This window comes from Calditrichota bacterium, assembly GCA_014359355.1.
Classification (GTDB): Bacteria; Zhuqueibacterota; Zhuqueibacteria; order JANLFK01; family Oleimicrobiaceae; genus Oleimicrobium.
This window is the reverse complement of record JACIZP010000169.1, coordinates 1-18,400: the sequence shown is the minus strand read 5'-3', so window position 1 is coordinate 18,400 and position 18,400 is coordinate 1. Positions and strand designations below refer to the sequence as shown.

General features: G+C 60.7%; 15 protein-coding genes. All 15 read right to left on the bottom strand.

What is annotated here, in order from left to right:
- Nucleotides 1-51: 51 nt before the first annotated feature.
- A complete protein-coding gene (locus H5U38_07080; protein ID MBC7186783.1) occupies nucleotides 52-414 on the bottom strand; it encodes a C40 family peptidase in 363 nt (120 codons plus the stop codon).
- A gap of 82 nt (nucleotides 415-496) precedes the next feature.
- Nucleotides 497-904, bottom strand: a complete 408-nt coding sequence (locus H5U38_07075; protein MBC7186782.1) for a hypothetical protein — start codon at nucleotides 902-904, stop codon at nucleotides 497-499.
- 92 nt (nucleotides 905-996) lie between these two features.
- Complete coding sequence (locus H5U38_07070) at nucleotides 997-2,046, bottom strand: polysaccharide deacetylase family protein (GenBank protein MBC7186781.1); 1,050 nt, start codon at nucleotides 2,044-2,046, stop codon at nucleotides 997-999.
- 79 nt (nucleotides 2,047-2,125) lie between these two features.
- Nucleotides 2,126-4,180, bottom strand: a complete 2,055-nt coding sequence (locus H5U38_07065) for a hypothetical protein (GenBank protein ID MBC7186780.1) — start codon at nucleotides 4,178-4,180, stop codon at nucleotides 2,126-2,128.
- Nucleotides 4,181-5,745: 1,565 nt separating this feature from the next.
- Nucleotides 5,746-7,251, bottom strand: a complete 1,506-nt coding sequence (locus tag H5U38_07060; protein MBC7186779.1) for a glycosyltransferase family 39 protein — start codon at nucleotides 7,249-7,251, stop codon at nucleotides 5,746-5,748.
- 358 nt (nucleotides 7,252-7,609) lie between these two features.
- Nucleotides 7,610-8,332, bottom strand: a complete 723-nt coding sequence (locus tag H5U38_07055) for a glycosyltransferase family 2 protein (GenBank protein ID MBC7186778.1) — start codon at nucleotides 8,330-8,332, stop codon at nucleotides 7,610-7,612.
- Nucleotides 8,329-9,291, bottom strand: a complete 963-nt coding sequence (locus H5U38_07050) for an NAD-dependent epimerase/dehydratase family protein (protein ID MBC7186777.1) — start codon at nucleotides 9,289-9,291, stop codon at nucleotides 8,329-8,331. The genes H5U38_07055 and H5U38_07050 overlap by 4 nt, the downstream gene beginning before the upstream one ends.
- 42 nt (nucleotides 9,292-9,333) lie before the next feature.
- The gene (locus tag H5U38_07045; GenBank protein MBC7186776.1) at nucleotides 9,334-10,929 is read right to left on the bottom strand and encodes a glycosyltransferase family 39 protein; all 1,596 of its coding nucleotides are present in this window, start codon (nucleotides 10,927-10,929) and stop codon (nucleotides 9,334-9,336) included.
- Nucleotides 10,930-10,940: 11 nt separating this feature from the next.
- Nucleotides 10,941-12,053: a DUF362 domain-containing protein gene (locus H5U38_07040; GenBank protein ID MBC7186775.1), complete on the bottom strand. Its 1,113-nt coding sequence runs from the start codon at nucleotides 12,051-12,053 to the stop codon at nucleotides 10,941-10,943.
- Between the two features lie 35 nt (nucleotides 12,054-12,088).
- A complete protein-coding gene (locus tag H5U38_07035) occupies nucleotides 12,089-13,255 on the bottom strand; it encodes a hypothetical protein (GenBank protein ID MBC7186774.1) in 1,167 nt (388 codons plus the stop codon).
- The gene (locus H5U38_07030) at nucleotides 13,255-14,481 is read right to left on the bottom strand and encodes a hypothetical protein (GenBank protein ID MBC7186773.1); all 1,227 of its coding nucleotides are present in this window, start codon (nucleotides 14,479-14,481) and stop codon (nucleotides 13,255-13,257) included. The genes H5U38_07035 and H5U38_07030 overlap by 1 nt, the downstream gene beginning before the upstream one ends.
- Nucleotide 14,482: 1 nt before the next feature.
- Nucleotides 14,483-15,160: a GNAT family N-acetyltransferase gene (locus tag H5U38_07025; GenBank protein MBC7186772.1), complete on the bottom strand. Its 678-nt coding sequence runs from the start codon at nucleotides 15,158-15,160 to the stop codon at nucleotides 14,483-14,485.
- A gap of 8 nt (nucleotides 15,161-15,168) precedes the next feature.
- Complete coding sequence (locus tag H5U38_07020; GenBank protein ID MBC7186771.1) at nucleotides 15,169-16,359, bottom strand: glycosyltransferase; 1,191 nt, start codon at nucleotides 16,357-16,359, stop codon at nucleotides 15,169-15,171.
- 19 nt (nucleotides 16,360-16,378) lie between these two features.
- Nucleotides 16,379-17,614, bottom strand: coding sequence for a glycosyltransferase family 4 protein (locus H5U38_07015; protein ID MBC7186770.1), 1,236 nt, complete (start codon nucleotides 17,612-17,614; stop codon nucleotides 16,379-16,381).
- Nucleotides 17,611-18,400, bottom strand: a 790-nt coding sequence (locus H5U38_07010) for a glycosyltransferase family 4 protein (protein MBC7186769.1), incomplete at its 5' end; no start/stop codon positions are given. The genes H5U38_07015 and H5U38_07010, both read right to left, overlap by 4 nt.

The window sequence follows — 18,400 nt, the reverse complement described above, 5'->3', positions numbered from 1 at the left end:
CCACAAAGACAGCCCCGGCGCGTCATGCCCTCTCTCAGCAAATTGATTTTACTATACGTTAGCCGGGCGCCGCGCCGGTGCTACCGGCGCGTTCGCTTCCCTTTGCGCAAAGGCTATGCCATAGGGCAAAAATATGACAGTTACGTACCCTGAACAGTCGAGAAACGACGGGGAAGCGCCTCCCCACCTCAGTGGGCGACCACGAAGAACAACCCTAAGGCAAAGGCCCCACCCAGGAGGAGCACCACGAGGAAGAAATTGGAGGCTGAGAAAAGCAGATGAGTAGCTTGCGGACCGAGAGCGCGAGAGAACCTGCGTTGCAGCCGCAGGTACCAGACCACGAAAAACACAAACAGCGCCAGGCCCACGCCCGCGTACAGGCGCAGAATGCCCACACGGTCGGCCAAAGGCCAAAGCTCATGGCGCAAGGTCATGGCGCCGAGCACGCCGCACATTGCCCCCAGAATAAATGAGCCCACAGCCAGCGCCGTGCCCTTCATCGGACCTCCTCACGACCTTGAGCCTGGAGCGCCGGGACGGCCTGCTGCATTGCTTCCAACAGCTGGTCCAGCTCCTGGTAGCTGAAGGCACCGTCCGCCAAGGCGGCAAGCAACAGCGAAGCGACGCGCCGCATCTGGTCTTCGCTCACTTGCCGACGCGCCACGGCATTGGTGAACGCGTCGAGCACCTCAAGTACTCGTTCCTTGTTCTTAGTCACGTAGCCATCAGGCACGGCGCGGAAGACCTGGGCGACCAGGTACGCCGCATATGGCTGGGCAAAGCGCGATGCGAGTCGATAGCGGTGTTGCCACGCAACACTACCCAATACGAACACCAACAGGGCACAACTGGAGAATCCTGCAACAAATCCTCCGAGGACCAAACGTCTTCTCGACCACATCATACAGCAACTCCCTTCTTCTATCTGCAAGGCAACCCTGCCTGTGCGCCATGTGGCTGAGCCACGCGCCCCAGTTGCGGGCCGCTTCACTGATCTCAGCGATTGAAAAGGTCAAAGATACCCAAGACTTTGCACACGAACGTGCAAAAATCGTCTGCCCCGTCGATCAGAGTACGGCGGAGGGCCAGGGGGTCCTGGGTCGGCGTGTTTGCCCCCTTCAGCGTCGTGACGGCGTGGCGGATGCCAGCCTCTGCCAGCATGCTTCTCACCCGTTCGTCGAAGGATGAGGCGTCCCCTAAAGGGTAGGCGAAAGTGGTCACCTCGCTGCCCGTCCAGGCCCGCAGCTGAGCAATGGAGTCGTTTATCTCCTGGCGCGCCTCCTCAGGGGGAACCTTCGTGAGCACGACGTGGTGCACCGTGTGCGCACCGAAGCGGAGGAGGTCTCCTGGCGCCTGGGCAATGTCCTCGGGACTCAACATCTCAGCTGCCGGAGCCTCGGTCGCCACTCCTCTGCCAAACTCGCTCCGGAGATGCCTGAGGGCGGTTTGCCTTTGCACTTCGGGCATCCTGCACAGCACGCGAAACAAGCGCCAGAAGGCGCACTGCCGCTCAGCAGCAGACCAGAGCCGAAAGCAGTGCCTTCTCCCTTGCAGTTCAAAGCAATACTGACCCACCGGAGCTCGCCACACCAGGTGGCTGAGTTCATTCCACCAGAAGGCTTTGCGCTTGCCCACGTGCCCGGTGGTGACAAAAATGGTGGCCGGCACTCGAAACTCTCGGAGAACCGGGAGGGCGAGGGTGAGATTGTCTCGATAACCATCATCAAAGGTCACTGCTACCGGTGGCCGGCGAAAGGCACGCCGATTTTGCCGGAAAGAGGCGAAGGCTTCCAGGTGCACCGGCGAGAACATGCGCCCTACCCATGCCATCTGGCGCATGAATTCATCAAACGGCACGGCCAACGCCTCTTCAATGGTGCCTGCCGGCTGCGGCTCCCTGGTCACCCTGTGGTAGCCGAGCACCCGGAAGCACCTTCGGCGCAAAGTCACCATGCGGTACCAGAGGGCTGCAGCGCCCGAGTTAACCAGGGCTTGACTGAGCCTGCTCTTGGCCCAGCGGGAGCGGCTTTGGGACAGAAACCTCATTCTCCGCCCCGTTGGCAGTGGGCCTCTGCCTGGAGTGGGTCAGGAAGGCGGCCCTTGAGCATATGCGCGCTGCTCACCGTCATGGCCTTTCCACGCGCACCCCCTTCGGCGGCGAAGGTGGTGTGGTGTCCTCCTTTTCCGTGCCGCGGAACACAAAGCGGAAGGCATCGGAAATCACGTAGCCGTTGGCATTGTTGCTGATGCGCACATAGCCCGCGGTGCCCTTGGGGAAGTAGAACAGACCAAGGCGATTCCATTGCCCGTAGTTGGCGGTCTGGTCGATGAATCCGCGGCGCTTGACCTCTCCGTCGATCACCACCTCATACGGCACATTGCTCGCCTCCTGATAACTCGATGGCGTATCGCCATGCCACCCGTGCCACTCGAAGACTTCGTAGTAGCCCGCCACGCCGATGGTCGGCCGGTAAGTAGCAGTAGCCTCGCCCTGTCCCGGCGCAGCGACAAAGTAGCCGTACCCTTCCGGGGTCTGGTCTGCTGGCGCGGTCCACTGCGTGTAGTAGGGGTTATTGTCGGCGAAGCTGATCCAGCGCGTGTTCATCGGCACCCATCTCCCCTCATAGGAAGCAGGCGAACTACCCGGGCTGGTGTCGTTGTTGTTGTAGTTGCCGATGATGATATCGCTCACCGCTACGGTCGGTTCCTTGAAGAGAAGAATGCCGTCCCCGCGGTTGCGCTTGGGCTTGTCGGCGGTCCAGCCATATAGCTGCACCGAGGCAAACAGGGAGCCATTGTTGAAATCTGGATCTTGCCCGCCTCTGAACCGGTAGTAGGGGCCGGCGTATCCTGAGGCACTCCGCAGGTCCGCATCCGTCACGGTGATGGTCGTTCCAGTGGGATTGCAGATGACCGCGCCTTTGTCGAAAAAGCGCACGTAGGCACCATTGGCCAAGCGCTGTGGCATGGTCGTCGGGTAACCCAGGTCCGTGTCAAACTCGTCGTACCAGTACGAGATGTAGTAATAGTCGCCGAACGTGCGACCGTAGTAGGAATCTCCTAAGAGCGCGGTGGTAAGGCCGTAGCGCATGTAGGTAAAGTCGTTCTTGCCGCTCTCGGCGTTTGCTTCCTTGACATAGTCCTTGATGTAGTACACCGAAGGTTTGAGGCCGTTGATGAGCCATGCCTGCATGTTGGCAAAGAGCCCCCACGGGTCACCCCAACCTGCGGCAAACCGCATGAAGCCTTCCCATACGATGCCGTTGGCAAGGCTGAACAACCCTGCCTCGCCACCACCTCCACCGCAATTAACCAAGACGATGGTCGGCTTGTCGGGGTGCACCTGCTGGAAGCGCTGCCGCTCATAGAGCAGGAGGCTGGTCATGCCCACGCGCCACTTGTCGTTGATCCAGTTCAGGCCATGTTCTTCGAAATCGTTCATGCCGGTGTTATCAAAATCGACGTCGTCAAAATCCTCCGCCCAAAAGGTCTCGCGGAAGGCGTCCCAGGCCGTGCCGTCGAAGTTGGTAAAGTCAGCGCGCTCAAAGCGCTTGTCCACCAGATGTTGCCAGGCCGTCTTGCCGTCGACGGTCGGGCAAAACTCCGTGAGGTTGGGCAACATACCAAAGCCCACGAAGCGCACCGGGGCCGTGACCTTGGTGCCCGCCGGGTACGTCGTCCGAAGCTGGTCTGCTGCCACCCCGGTGAATGCCGTGCTCGTCTTGCCGCGATAGTAGACCGGACTGTCACCTACAAAAATGTAATAGGGCGCATTGGGAAAGGGAGCAGTGCTCACCACGGGTATAGACGTGGAGCCAGGGCCAACAGCCTCGGTTGTGACGGTAGAGTAAGAGTGCAGGGCATGGAACTCCACCGGGTCGCTTCCTGGCCACACCCCTTGGGTGCTCACCAGTCCCAAGATCACGATATCGGGATTGTACTGGCGCAACAGGGCGGCATACTCCGGTCCTCCCCGTCCCACGTCAGCGTAGACGATAGCCAAATCGTATTGCGCCCAGATCATGGGCTTGGCCCCGATTGAGGTCTCCCCGAAGGTTATACCTCCTGGGCCGCTTGCTACCACGCGCGGATACGGCGGGTTGTACTTCTGTGCTCCGGCGGAGAAGGGCAACCCGGTCGCCGCAAGAAGCAGCATAAGAAACAGACGTGAGGTTCTCATAGTCGCGCTACTCTCCTATTGGTAAACCACTGGAGCGAGTAGGAACCAACCCGGCCTCCATTCCGTTCGTCAACCTTCGTCACCCCTGGCGAGCTCACCTTCGCAGCCCCCCACGGTGCCCTTGGACCGCGTTGTGAACTACACCTTTCGGCAGATTGCAATCAGCGACAGCCCGAAGGGGAAAGACATACGTCCTTCCACTCTGCGAAGCACAGGTACCATGCTGTCAAAGAGTTGGGCCTGGAACCTCGGCAGCCGTTTTCGCCTGAGCACCCGTCCGTTCAAGAACCAAGCGACGGCTCCCAGGGTGTTGTGGAAATAAAGCCGCTCAATCTCGAACCCTGCCTCCCTGAGTTTCGTTTCCAGCTCGGCCTTCTCATAGCGCCTGAGGTGACCGAAGGCCTTGTCAAGCGACCCATAGAGGGCGCGATGGGCAGGGGTCACGAGAATCAATCGGCCGCCTGGTCGAAGCACGACGCGCCTGTTCCCCAGCGCCTAAGTGTCTTCTACGGCATGTTCCCGAACGTCGCCGCAGATTGCGCTATCAGGGCTTTCCGATACCAACCCGGAGGACTGCGCATCGCTGCTATCGTGGCACGCGACCCTCTCACACGGACTGCTGCAAAACCTACGCTGCAGAGACTCTTGAGATCCTCGGTCGACTTTCCTCACCGCCACGCGCTTCGGCAGGTGACCAACACAACGCCGAGACATTGCCGTTTGGCTGTGCTGATCAACTCCTCTCGTTCAGGAAACGGCTACACGGCCGAGAGCGAAAGGAGTCTGGCGGCTTCATGCGCCTCGTCGCAGCGAGGGTATCCTCAGCTGGTGTATGGAGCGGCAAGTCGCGTGCCACCGGCCCTCAGTGAAAGCAAGGGAATCTCTCCGGGCAATCTTGTTACTCTTCCGCTTCTCTTTCCCCATCGGTGCTCGGCGTGATCTCCCTTCCAATCATGAAGCCCTCAACACACGGAGGAAGGCTCTTGAGCACTCTCCACTCGAAAGCCTTCTACCATCTCAGCAACTCGGTGAACGTCCCATGGGGCTGCACATTTTCTGTCATCTTCTACAGCTTGTTGCCGAGGCAAGGACAAAGTACCCGATGAGCGCCAAAGAACACGACCCCGTCCAGTATCTTCGCCGGCAGGCATACTCGGCGGGATGGTACTTGAGATCGTCATCGGAAAGCACCACAAGGTCAGGGGCAGTTTCTCCGGATGCGACGGTCTTGTCCCCGCTTCCGGTCATTGCAACCAAGGCGGAAGACAACGCCCTACCACCTTCGGGGGGCTTTCCTGTTCCTGTCCACCATCCAAAGGCAAGAGAGAGGGGCAAAGTGCAATTGGCCCTCTCGGCGCTCACGTAGCCAGAGATCTTCATCGACGTCTTCGACTGAACAGCACCACGCCAACGCCGCCCCAAAACAGCACGGCTTTGCGTATCAGGACCGCAGCTCCTGCGAAACAGCGGTGACGGTTGCCTCGCGGCCATCTTGATGCCCTCGAGGATCTCAAGGCGTGCAACGCCCTTGCGGGAGCTGATTCCAAGTCCAGGCACCTCAAAGGTCAATCCTGCTTGTGTTCGACCGCCTCCGGAGGAAGGCGGCGCATCTGGTACAGGGAGGAATAGGGAAAGCGGCGGACGAGGACCGGCTGGCCGAACTCTTCATGTGGCACCCGCGCATTGTGGAGTACGTCACCCAACGACTCAACAGGCCCACTGGTGGGATGGTTGACCACGACCCACAAGTTTTGTGCCTGGGCCAGAGGCCGAAACATCGCTCCTTTGTCGACGCCCATTCGTGAGAAGTAGTAGCGTAGCGGCATGTTCGCAGGTGCAGGAGCCAACAGTCTGTCGCCGGGCGCCAGGTGTTCGGCGAGGAAGGCTGCCATTTCCTTGCCATCGTGGAAATGCGCATAGTCGTTGGCGTGCTTGGCTCGCCCACCCAGGACCGTCAACGAGTTAGCAACGAGCAAGAGGCATGCAACCGCGACCACCACAGTTCGGACATGCCTTCGTGCCACTGCTTCCAACACCCACGACAGCCCTGCTGCGCCGTAAACCAAGTAAAGTGGCCAGAGGAAGAGCCATACCCGCGGGAAAGGGACCACACGATGGACCAGCAGCACCGGTACGAGGAATAGCAGCACCGCTCCTATAAGCAGTCTGTGTGCCCGAGCCGACTTCCCCTGCTCGAACAAGGAGGCGAGGAAGCCAACAAGCAGCACGCCCTGCACCACATGCGGTACATCGCGGTGCCAGAGTTGCCAGACACCGGGGAGAGTGGCCCACAGTTCCTTGACAAACCGCCCCAATGCCAGGCGCTGGTAAACAGGGTTGGAGGTCATCTCTCGCAGACCGTTCACTATCAGGGGCGGCGCATAAAGTAGCAACGTCAGAACGGCCGTCACCAGCGCACTCCACCCCATCCTCACGGCCATGCGTCCTCTATCACCGAACCCGAAGCCCACGATCAGGCACAAGGCCAGGTAGGTGTAGAGTATGCCCACCCCATAGAGCATTGTGGGCACGGTGAACAAGCCCAACGCACCTGCTATGGCAAACAAGAGCCACGCGGCGCGGTTGTTGTGCTGCCGGGCGTACTCAATCAGCCACAGTTGCCCAAGAAACAGAAGAGTCCCCAAGATGTAGCCGCGCCCCCGGGTGGAATAGTAGACCAGGCAACCCGAGCTGGCCGCCACTGCCGAGGCAACGATCCCGGCACAGGAGCCACTGACACGTCGGGCAACAAAGTAGATCAGACCTATCAGACAGATCCCAGCCAGCAAAGCCGGCAGGCGAATTGCCCACGGCTCCTTGCCAAAGACCTCCACGGAAATGTGCGCCAGGAAAGTGTTGAGCAAGTGGTTACCGGGATCACGATAGTTAGCCAGGGCGAAACGGAGCGGTTTGGCGATGTGGAGAACGAAGCTCCCACTTTCATCGTAGGACATTGGCTCAAAGAGAAAGGAAATACGAATTGCCGTGCCGGTGAGCAGAAATGCCAACAGTGTCCAGGTGAACAGCCTTTCTCTGTACGCCGTATGGAGCGAGTTTCGAACTGCGCCCACCAACGTTCTGCCATCCTGCCACAGAGCATGGAGGCCTCGGGCGATCAGGTCTCGGCATGCGAGGCCGAGCCCGAGCATGACCAAGCCCCACCCGCGCATGCACCACGCGAGCAATTGGTGCACATGGGGCCTATAGAAATCCGCCTGGCCGTGCCTTGCCCAGTGGTCGACAATGCCTTTTACGAGCGCAAATTTGCAGAATGACACGCCGACAAGGAGGCCACCACACGCAACGATAAGCCAAGGCACAAGTTTCAGCACACGCGAAGGGCTGTTGCGAATCTCTCTCGCCATAGCCTCAATCTCGAATTTTGAGCGACAGGCTCTCAAATGTGAGGCTGGCACTCTGTGCAGAGCATCACCGGCGCCATCCCGCGCCCAACAAAAGGAGCGGCCTCGCTATGCTCCACCAATCCACGATCCCGCGCATCTTCGTAAACGGACCGTTGCTCAAAAGCGGGTAGGAGACGGTCACCGGCACCTCCTTGACCCTGTATCCCAGGCGAAGCACCATGAAGTACAAGTAGGGTTCAAGTTCGTAACGATCCAACCACGGTTGGTGGAGGTTGATGCGCCTGTCCCTGAGCACCTCTGCGCGCAAGGCGCGGAACCCACACGAGCCGTCCGTCACCCGCCTGCGCGCCATCACCGAAAAGAGTAGCGAATAGGCACGTGTTCCGACCTGGCGATGGGCAGGATGATTGAGCCTCCTGCCGCCGGGGAGATAGCGTGAGCCCTGCACAAAGTCGGAAGCGCCATCGAAGAGCGGTCCAAGCAGCAGGGGGAGCTGCGAAGCGGGGGTCTTGCCGCCGCCCGACATTACCGCGAGAAAATGGAAGCCCTGCCGGAGCGCGTAGTCGAAGCCCGTGCGAATGGCCGCCCCCACCCCACGATTGGTCGCATGCCGGATTACCGTAGCTCCTGCCGCTGCCGCTTCGTCCGCGCTCCCATCCTGCGAGCCATCGTCGACCACCACCACCTCATCCACCCACTGGCGGGGCACTTCCTTCACGGCGGGCCCTACGCGCCCTGCTTCGTTCCAAACAGGGGCGATGACGATCACCGAACCTGGTTTGCTCACGGCTTCCCCCTGGGCTCTTTCGCCTCCAGCCACTCCTTGGTGCGCTGCAAGCCCACCTCGAGGGTAATCTCTGGGACCCAGCGCAGTTCCCTCCGGATGCGCTCGATGTTCATCACCCGCCGCCTTATGTTGTCAATGTCCCGGCGGTCGATATGCTCCACGCGCAGAGGTTTGCCAAAGACCCTTGCCACGCATTCAGCCAGGTAGTTGATTGTCACCTCCCGACCAGTGCCTACGTTGTAGACGCGCCCCTCGGCCTTTGTGGACACAGCAGCCAAAAGGGTGGCCTGAACTGCATCGTCAACATAGGTAAAGTCTCGGGTCTGTTCCCCGTCACCGTGGATGAGCAACGGACGATCGTGCAGTGCCGCATCAAAGAACTTGGCCACGACGCCGCAATAAGGGTTTTCTGGGCTCTGCCGCGGGCCGTAGATGTTCGAGTAACGCACCACACACGTTGACAGGCCAAACGACTCGTAGAACGCAGTGCAGTAGTTCTCGCCCGCAAACTTGCTCACTGCATACGGCGAGAGCGTCGCGTAATGGTCATCTTCGTTGATGGGCAAGTAACGGGGATTGCCATAGATGGAGGACGTGGAAGTGTAGACCACGCGACGGACACCCAATTTGCGTGCGGCGAGCAGCACGTTCAGGGTTCCACCGATATTCGTCTCGAAATCCTCCCGGGGATTCCGCGTGGAAACGATGATATTGCGTGCCGCTGCGTGGATAACAATCTCACAACCAGCCATCACCTCTTCCACCAACGCGCTGTCAGTGACGCTGCCAAGGACGAAGCGTAGGCGCGGCGCCTCCGGAAGATACTCGCGCTTGCCGGTAAAGAGATCGTCAAGGACCGTCACCTCCGCGCCGCATTCCAGCAATCGAGCCACGATGCTCGACCCCACAAAGCCTGCGCCTCCGGTGACTAACACACGGATGCCTTGCAACTCTTTCATTTCGCGTCACCTCTCCGGCGCCTGAAAGCGACCTTCCGCTTGCTAATGCCCGACACTTGGCCCAAAGAGCACCACACGGCACTTGCCTCCTTCATACTCCCGCAGCAATGGCCGTTGCGCACGCAGGCGCGTTTCCAGCGCCGTCATCTCCTCCGATGGCCACTTGTGTCCGAAGAGCAACCACAGGCGTCCTGGCACTGCCTCCACCTTGCGGAACAGCGGCTCGTAGTCGTCCAGTTTGTTGTGCTGCTCCCCATAAATGACGTGAACCTTCCCGTCCTTGCCGGGAATAGAGTACTCGTGGGCATAGCCGGGTTGGTGATCCGTGAAGTAGTAGTAGAACCCGACAATTGCCGCCCAGTGCAGGAAGACTGTGTCGCCATCCTCCGCGTTCTGGGCCAAATACTGCACCGCCAAGTCGATGCGACGCCCACCGCCAAGACGCATCCTGCTCACGTCTACGGCATTCCGATAGACCATCCCGGCAATCCACACGCCCAGCACCACCATCACCGCAGCTGCAAGCAGGCGACTTCGCTGCCGGAACCAAGCCACCACCTCAGAGAAACCGCCAATCATCATCAGCATCCAGGAGGGCAAAAGGAAAAGGAGCAAGCGATTGGCAGTGAAAGGATAGAACCCGGCCACTGCCGCACCTACACAGAAAAGCCAGGGCAAGACGAGCAAGCCGAGCTCATACCATTGTCGTCTGCGCACCCGCGAAATCAACCAGAGAGCCAAGAGCAGATTGACCACAACCGCAAAGGGTGCGGAATGGCGAAAGAAGAACCAGGGTAACTTCAAAGTCTGGAAGGCAACGCGGGCGAAGAAATAGGCCACGTAGCCCACGTCCGCGATGCGGCTATGATCGAGCATCTGGATGCCGAAGGATTTCATGAAGACGTCATTAGTCACTGCCTGTTCAATAGCTAAGCTGCGGAGCCCTGCGAAGGACACTACCGTCACCAGGCCGGTGAGGAGCAGCGGCAGCAAGTGAGGCCGCAACGCCTCCTGTTTGCGTCGGGCCACCAGCCACACCCGGACACAGAGGAGCACAAAGATGCCCGCCGTCACGTAGACCGCCCCGTAGGCTATCCAGAAGCTCACCGCCGCCAAGAGTCCGAAGAACACCCAATCCCGCGCCTGATCCCTTTCCAACAACCGCTTACCGGCAATGAGCAATAGGGAGCAGAAGAGCACGTCGCCCGTGTAGTGTTTGATAGCCTTTGCCCAGGTGAGCATCTGATCGGAAGTGAGGCCCACCAGCACGGGCGCGAGGAGCGCCCACCGCCGTCCAAGGAACTGGCGGCACAGGAAATAGCTGACCAGCGTCGCGGCTATGGCGAACAGCAGCGGAAAGAGGCGGAAGGCGAAGTGGCTGGCGCCCAGCGTGACCACTGCCGCGCGGGTAAGCAGCGCAAAGAGCGGCGGGAAGTGCATGGGCCAGTTCCGGTAGAACTCCAAGGTAGCCTCCCCCGGCCATGGATAGTGCAGGATGCTCCAATCACTGCTGATGAGTGCACGGGCAGGGTGGAGCTCATCGCTACCCAGCACGATCTTGTCGATTCCGTATGCTTGCAGGACGGCCGCCAGGCCGACAATAGCTGCCAACAATAGCCAATCGGATCGCTGCCGCATCCCTTACCTCCTCACTCCCCAACAGACTGATAGTCTTGGGCGTAGCTGTCGAACAAGCGGCCCCAGGAAGCCTGCTGCCGCCAGCGATTGAAGGTCGGCCTTCCCTTCAGAGGCCACCAGAAGAGATCGTGATACGCTGCTGAAGCAAAGACGAACAGGTACACGAGCGGGGTCCTGAAGAGAAGCGTCTGCAGTCTCTTGCCACCGCCGAACCAGAAAAGATCACCAGCTCTGCTGGCCAAATTGTCGCCGACCTGGCACCCCAGACAGAGGCCGGCGATGTCATCGCCCACCACTTCGATCTCCTCTGGGCGTCCCACTCCCAAACCCGCCTCGTGGGCCAGCCTGATGTAGCCGATCTGCATGGGGGCGAACCCGAGGATCTTGGCGGCTACCGCGTCCACCGCCACCTGGTCGCCGCTGGCAAGAATGAGGTCAGCCTGCACCGGCCGCATGGTGCGCGGTCCAGGACCGTCACCCGCAGTGGTACCGTCCATCACGGCAAAGAGCCCAGGGTGGATCTCCCGCTGTATCGCCAACAGGTCAACCAGCGTCTCGTGAATGACGCTGTGCGTGTAGTGACGCCTGGTGTTAAGCAGGCCACCAAACGCGTTCTTCATGGCACCAGTGGTCGTCGTGTAGATGTGGCACTTCATGGTTGGCAAGTGGACAACGTTCTTGCCGAAGAAAAAGTCAGGCAGTCTGATCCCCTCGGGAAAAACCTGGTCAAGCACCAACATCTTGCTCTTAGGCCGGTACACCACCCAGGTCATGTCCTGGGGCAGGAAGTTGTATCGCTCTGCGACTTGATGACGCGCGTAGACAGGGGCCAATCGGTTGAGCCTTGCCCCCTTGCGCGGATTGGTGACCACCGTGTTGTTGTGCACTGCCACCAGGTCGGCGTAGCCGGCCTCCCGCAACGTGCGCACTACCCCCTCCAGTTGCCACGGCGTCGTATTTGCCGAGGGGAAGGGGTAGTGCCAGGAGATGTTATCCTTGAGGATGGTCGTGACCCCCGGCGCAAGGTGCTCCCGGAAGCCAGCAAGCTCCATGGCACGTGCGATATCCTCTTGCACGCGCTGCGGGCTTGTCCTCACCACCGCGACGGTCGCTCGTGTGGCCATACGCTTGCTCCTCGCTTGCCTGCTACAGTCTGGCCTCAGTAGCCATCCACCGCGGCCATCCACCCCTCGGCCGTCCTGATGGGGCAGAGGTGGTGCATGCCGCGGCGATTCCAGCGGTCGAAGCCCTTCAGAACTGGCTTCTTTCCCACCTTTTTCTCTTCGTATTCCGTGGGCGACAGTTTGGTAATCTCAATCGCCCAAACTTGCCGGCCGTAGTACTTGGCGTCATCTTGGGCAAAACGGTACAGGCGGCCGTCGATGTGCACAACCGCGCCTCCGGGGCGGGCAATTTCCGGATTGCCGTTGACCACCGGGCTGCGCGGGTGCTCAGTCCACGGCCCTAGAGGGGTGTCAGCGTAGTAGAGCCTGAGCACGCGGTTACCCATCGTCTCGCTGAACAGCCACCAGCGCCCCTCGTGCTCGAAGATGGTGTTGTCCTTGAACAGCTTGTCGTCCTGGTCAATCAGTTTCTGGACGAACTCCCAGCGATAGGGAAAGTGCACGGCGCGGTAGAGCCTGACCGACCTGGTGGTCGCCGCCTCGGGGATCATGTAGTAATCCCCTCTCCACTTGAACACGCAGGGGTAAGAAAGGTGAAAGGGCTCGTCCAGCACCACTCCCTTGTACTCCCAACTTCTGCCATCAGCGCTTGTGGCGACGGCGATCACTCCCTGACCGGTCACCGCCTCCAGAGCTTCGTAGAAGATGTAGAAGGAATCCTTTTCGCACACCAGGAACGGGTCCGCTACACAGCGGATCTCCAGCTCCGGCATGCTGTAGCGGGTGAGCACCGGGTTGTTCAATCCCTGGCCGCTGAATTGCAAGGGCGCGTCCTCGGACGAGCCATAGATGCCGATGGCGAACTCCTTGTTCTGGTAGGATTCGTCCACGCTGCCGTTGTGGAACCAGACGATACCCGCTGCCATCCCCGCCAATGCAGTAAGCACGGCGAGCGCCACTGCATCAAACAGGGGCATGCGCGCAGCAAGAAGGCCGCGACGGTGGAGTCGCAGCCGCTCACCTATGGCCAGGAGGACTCCCAAACTCGCTCCCGCTGCGCCAAAGGCGATCATCAGCCTGTCGTTGGGTCCGTAGTAGCGAGGTTGCCCTTCCCAAATGTCGTGGCATAGACCGTAGGCAAGCAACACGCCGCCGACGGCCGCAATGCCGATAGCAATCACTATTCTCCGGTTGACGCGCACTATTCTCCCTCGTTTCCGCGAAGTTGAGTAAACCAGTTAATCAGCGCCCGCCATGCCTTGCGGGCCACTTCGCACCACAACGCCACCGTCGGTGTCAAGTCGTCGCGGGCAAAGACGGCAAACCTCTTTCTCCCGCGCAGGAGTCGCCGCCACTCACGCAGACGGATGTGCCCGTGGCGTACCTGCCTCAGCCAAAGACGGGCCACGCCCTCCTCGTGGATCCATTTCGCTTCCCCGGTGCCCATCCTTGTATTCCCGGAAGAGCGTTCAACCCCGACCACGTCGGCGTAGGCCACCCAGGGCAAGCTCACCCCATACAGCTCGCTCACCCCGGACTGCAAGTCGATACGCCCTACCGTAGGCTCAATCATCACGAAGCGTCCATCTCGCGGGTCGCGACGGTACTCCATTGACCCCAGGCCCCGAAACCCCACCTCGTGCATGAAGCGGAGGGTCAGCTCCTCGAGCTCACGGGCCTGATGCCCGGTGGCGATCGCCGTGCAGCCGCGCTCCGGGGGCCATTGGCGCAGCTTCCGGCCAGTGAAGGTAACCAGTGGCCGCCCCTCGGTGTCGATGTAGAGGAGGCAGAAAAACACCTCCTCATCACTCCCCGGGATCCACTCTTGCACGACCGCCTGCGGCACCAGCTTGTGGCATGCGGCATACGCTGCGCGCAGGGCGTCGGCCGAGTGCACCACATAGTTCTTCGGCATACGCCGCGCTTCCCAGGCCACACTTCGCACAGCAGGCTTCAGGATGCACGGGTAGCGGATGGCCTGCGCCGCCCGCTGCACCTCCTGCACGTTTCCCACGACAAAGGTCTGCGGTACCGGATACCCGTGGCGTGTGGCGAAATCGGCAAAGCGGTCCTTGTGCATGAGGGTCGCAACCACCTCAACGTCGGGCAGATTGAAGAGGTAGTGGCGGCTGAGCGCCTCCCGGTATTCTGCGACGCAGAGGACCTGTGGGTCTCCACAGGGGAAGAGGGCCGCCTTCGTCTGCAGGTGTGCGCCAATCGCCAGCAGAGTCGCCGCCAGCGCCTCGCCTTCGATGGGGGAACGCACCACCCTGCGACAGTAACGGGAATGCGCCCCAGGTCGATGCGCATCCTCGTCAACGCCGATGACGGGCACGCCCCGCCTACCCAGTGCCCGCACTACCTCCAGCCCGGTCTCGTGCAGTGGCACCACCACCGCAGGACACAGGCTGCCGTCGCGGTACGACATTTCAGCTCCCCGACGCCGGCACGAGCCGCGCCCGGTCGAACACTAGGTACCGGGTGACGTAGAGCGTGCTGACGTGCGTGGCCACCTTGTGGTGCAGCTTGATCGAGGCAGCGTTCTTGGTGCCAACGCAGCTCCAGAGCCGCTCGTGGCCGTGCCCCCGCAGCCAATCACACAGAAACGATAGGGTCGCCAGCATGAGCCCTTTGCCGCGGTGCTCGGGATGCGTGAAGATATTGTAGCCATAGGCATCGATGCCTGGCCGGAAAGGCAAGAACTTGAGCGGCTCCTCCTGGTTGAACGGACAGCGGCCGAACCTGCTCACCCAATGAAAATGGGCAATGGCATCCCCGTGTTCGGCGACAAAGCAGAGCTCCTCCGCAGCAAAACGCGCCTCGAGCAATTGTCTGACCAGCTGCTCATCGTAGAAGAGCGGATAGTTCTCGGCATACGAGGCCATCCAGAAAGCCACCAGCCGGTCCATTGCCGCCTTGTCTGATGGGAGCAGGCGAAGGGCATAGCCCTCCGGACAGGCATAAGCTGGCTGAGGAGTGCGCAGGTCGGTGACAAAGACCAAAAAGGCATTCCTGCGCACCAGCCGTTGGCCGACGTGGCGCGCCACCGCAGGTACGCCGCCGACCTTGAACTCATGCATAACCTTGTTGAGCCGCAGCTTCCACATGGCTCGCCTCAGGCCCCGCACAAGTGCGAATGCGCCGTCTTTGTCGAGCCCAGGGCACTCTGTGCACCTGTGCGCACTTGTTCTATCCTCCCATCGATCAGGGCGTCGTACAGCCGCTCGAAGGCGGCCACCTGATGCTCCACGGTAAAGTTCTCTTCTACTCTGCGCCTCCCGGCTTGACCAAACCTTGCCATGAGCTCCCGTTGCGCCAGCATGGTAAGCAGGGCGGACGCCAAGCTCTGGGCATCGGCCGGCTGTGCCAGCAGCCCTGTCTGTCCGTGGACGACCAGCTCCACCGTCCCTTCCACCGCGGTGGCCACCACTGGCTTTGCACAGGCCATCGCTTCCAAAATCACATTGGGGAACCCTTCCCACAGAGAGGGCAGCACGAACACATCAAACTCATTGAGCAGTTCGTGCACGTCCTCCCGCAGGCCGAGGAAGTGCACATGGCGCTCCACCCCCAACTGGGCTACGCGCTCTCGCACTGCCTGCTCTTCGCGCCCCACGCCCACCAGCACGAAGTGGGCCTCCGGGTGCTCAGTAATAACGCGCGGCACCGCCTCCACAAGGTACAGGTGCCCCTTCTGCTTGCGGAAATGGGCAACCGTCCCAAAGATGGTGGCACCCGGTGCCCCGATGTGGCGCGCCAAGGTTCCCGTCTTCGGTCTGGGCGCATAGTTCCTGAGGTCCACACCGTAATGAATGGTGGTTATCGCGCGGGGGTCCTGGTGCCGCTTCTCTACGACAAACCTGTGGATCGAGTCCGAGACGGTGACTACCATATCGAACCGATTGCGAAGTGCCCAGTACATGAGCTCCCGGCGCACGTTGAGGGGGTGGGTGATCACCTCCCAGGAAACGAGCGCCTTGGGGCGCGCAAGGCAGCTGGCCATTGCCCCGATGATGTCCGCAAAGAACAACGTGGTCTGGACCAGGTCTGGGCGAAAGCTACGCATCAGGCGCGCCACCGCAAACGGCAGCGTGGGGTCATACCGCCAGCGCCTGGGAAACAGATACAGCGGATAGCCGAGGTTGCGGAACTCCTGCTCCATGAGACCCGATTTGCCCACGGCACAGATGGCAATCTCATAGCGGTCCTTGTCCAGCCGGCTGAGCAGCTCCCAGAGTTTTCTCTCGCCGCCTGCCCGCCCTAGGCCGTGCACCACATGGAGCAGGCGTTTCTTTCGCCTGTTCACGCTCCTCGCTCCCTCATCCTCATGCCCCGCCGACCTGACGGTACACGACCATGAGGCGGCGGAGGTGTTCCTCTGGCCCGAACCAGCGCTCCGCCTTGGCGCGCGCCTTGCGCCCCATCGCCTCTAACCTCGAGCGATCGGCCACCAGCACCCGGATCGCCCTGACCAGGTCCTTCCGATTGTTGGGCTCGAAGAGCACCCCGTCCTGGCCAGGTTCGATGAGTTCCGGTATGCCGCCGATGTGCGCGCCCACCACCGGCTTCCCCAGGGCAAACGATTCGTAGACTGCCAGAGGTGAGTTGTCGTAGACTATCGAAGGCACCACGGTGAACATACTGCCGCGCATTACCGCCCGGAGTTGCTCGCTTGCCAAGTGCCCAAGGAAACGGACGTTGCGTAGACCGCGGGCCGCCACAAACCGTTTGAGCGACTCCTCCAACCTGCCGGTTCCGCACACATACAGTTCCGCCTCAGGAAGCTCCTCCATGGCTTCCACCAGGAGCTCGACACCCTTTTCTCTGGAAAGTCGCCCAACATAGGTGAAGTAGTTGCCTGACTGGTAGGACGGGACGTACTCGTCAATCGGGATGGTGTATGGCAACCAGATGACCTTGTCCGGTGGGAAGCCGTATTGAATCATCTTGTCCCGCAAGAAGCGGCTCGGCGAGAGGTAAAGGTCCACCGTCCGCCGATAGGTGCGAAGGAAGCGGTGCACATAGGCCTCGACGCTCACCAGAGCACTGGCCGCCAGCGAGCCCTTCAGGCAACGCTCCTTGATGGGGTGCCAGAACTTTTTGCCCTGGCACAACTCACAGATCTCACCGCGTCGGTTCAGGAAAAGGTAGCTCGGACAGAGGATCTTGTACTCGTGCAAGGTGAACACCACCGGAATGCCGCGGCGCTTCAGGGCAAGAAGGACCGAAGGTGACAGGTGGTGGTAGACGCCATGGACGTGCGCGATATCGGGAGAGGTGTCGTCGATGAGCCTCTCGATGTTGCGCCGTGCCTCGAGGCTGTAGATGACTCTGCCAACGCTGCGTAGCCCCTGGCGGAGCGTCATACGGCCTAAGATGCGGTCCGGGTCGAAATGGCTGACAAAGTAGCGCGCATAGGGCGTAGGCACGTTCCGGGGATGATGCATGGCAAAGGGGATCACCTCTACGCCATGCCGGCTCAGCAAGCCGGAGATGTTGAACAGATAGCGCTCTGCGCCTCCCTCGATGAAGTAGAATTTGTGCACCATCAGCACTTTCATCGACCGTGTGCTCCTTGCAACACCTGCGCGCAGATCGCCGACCACGCCTGCGCCTTGTGCATCCACGTGTGCTGCTCTAAGATCGTTCGCCGCGCAGACTGCCCCAACCGCCTCCGGAGCAAAGGATTGCCAGCCAGCACTGCGATCTTCTCCACCAGGCATCTGAGGTCGTCGGGCGGGCAGAGAAGACCGGTGACGCCGTCCTCGAGGACCTGATTAATCTGACCGATGGCCGTGCTCACCACCGGCTTGGCGGCAGCCATGTACTCATAGATTTTGACCGGCGAGTAGTAGAAAAAAGGCAAATGCGGATAAGGGGCCACCACGACATCCATGGCCGCCAAGTACTCAGCCATGTGCTGGTAGTCCACGTAGCCGGCGAAAATCACCGCCCCAGCAAGGCCCTGCTCGGCTACATATCGCTCCAGCCAGGCTTTCCACCTGCCGCCGGTTCCCACCAGCAGAAACTTCACCTCCGGCGCCCTCGTATGCAGCCTGCTCATCAGTTCAGCGAGGTTTTCGATGCCATGCCAGGTGCTGAACGAACCGATGAAGCCCACCACCGGCTCGTCGGTCAGTGCATAGCGCTGTCGCACGCTACCGCCGGAAACTCCTGGCGAGAACTTGTCCGGATCCGCCCCGTTGCTCACGACATGTAAGCGCGCCGGACGCACACCATAGCGCGCAAAGTAGGAGCGTAGCTCCTCAGAGACGACAATCACCGCATCGGCCCGGCGCACGTTTAGCCACTCGATGAAGCGACTCAGCATGCGGTACTGGAGGTAG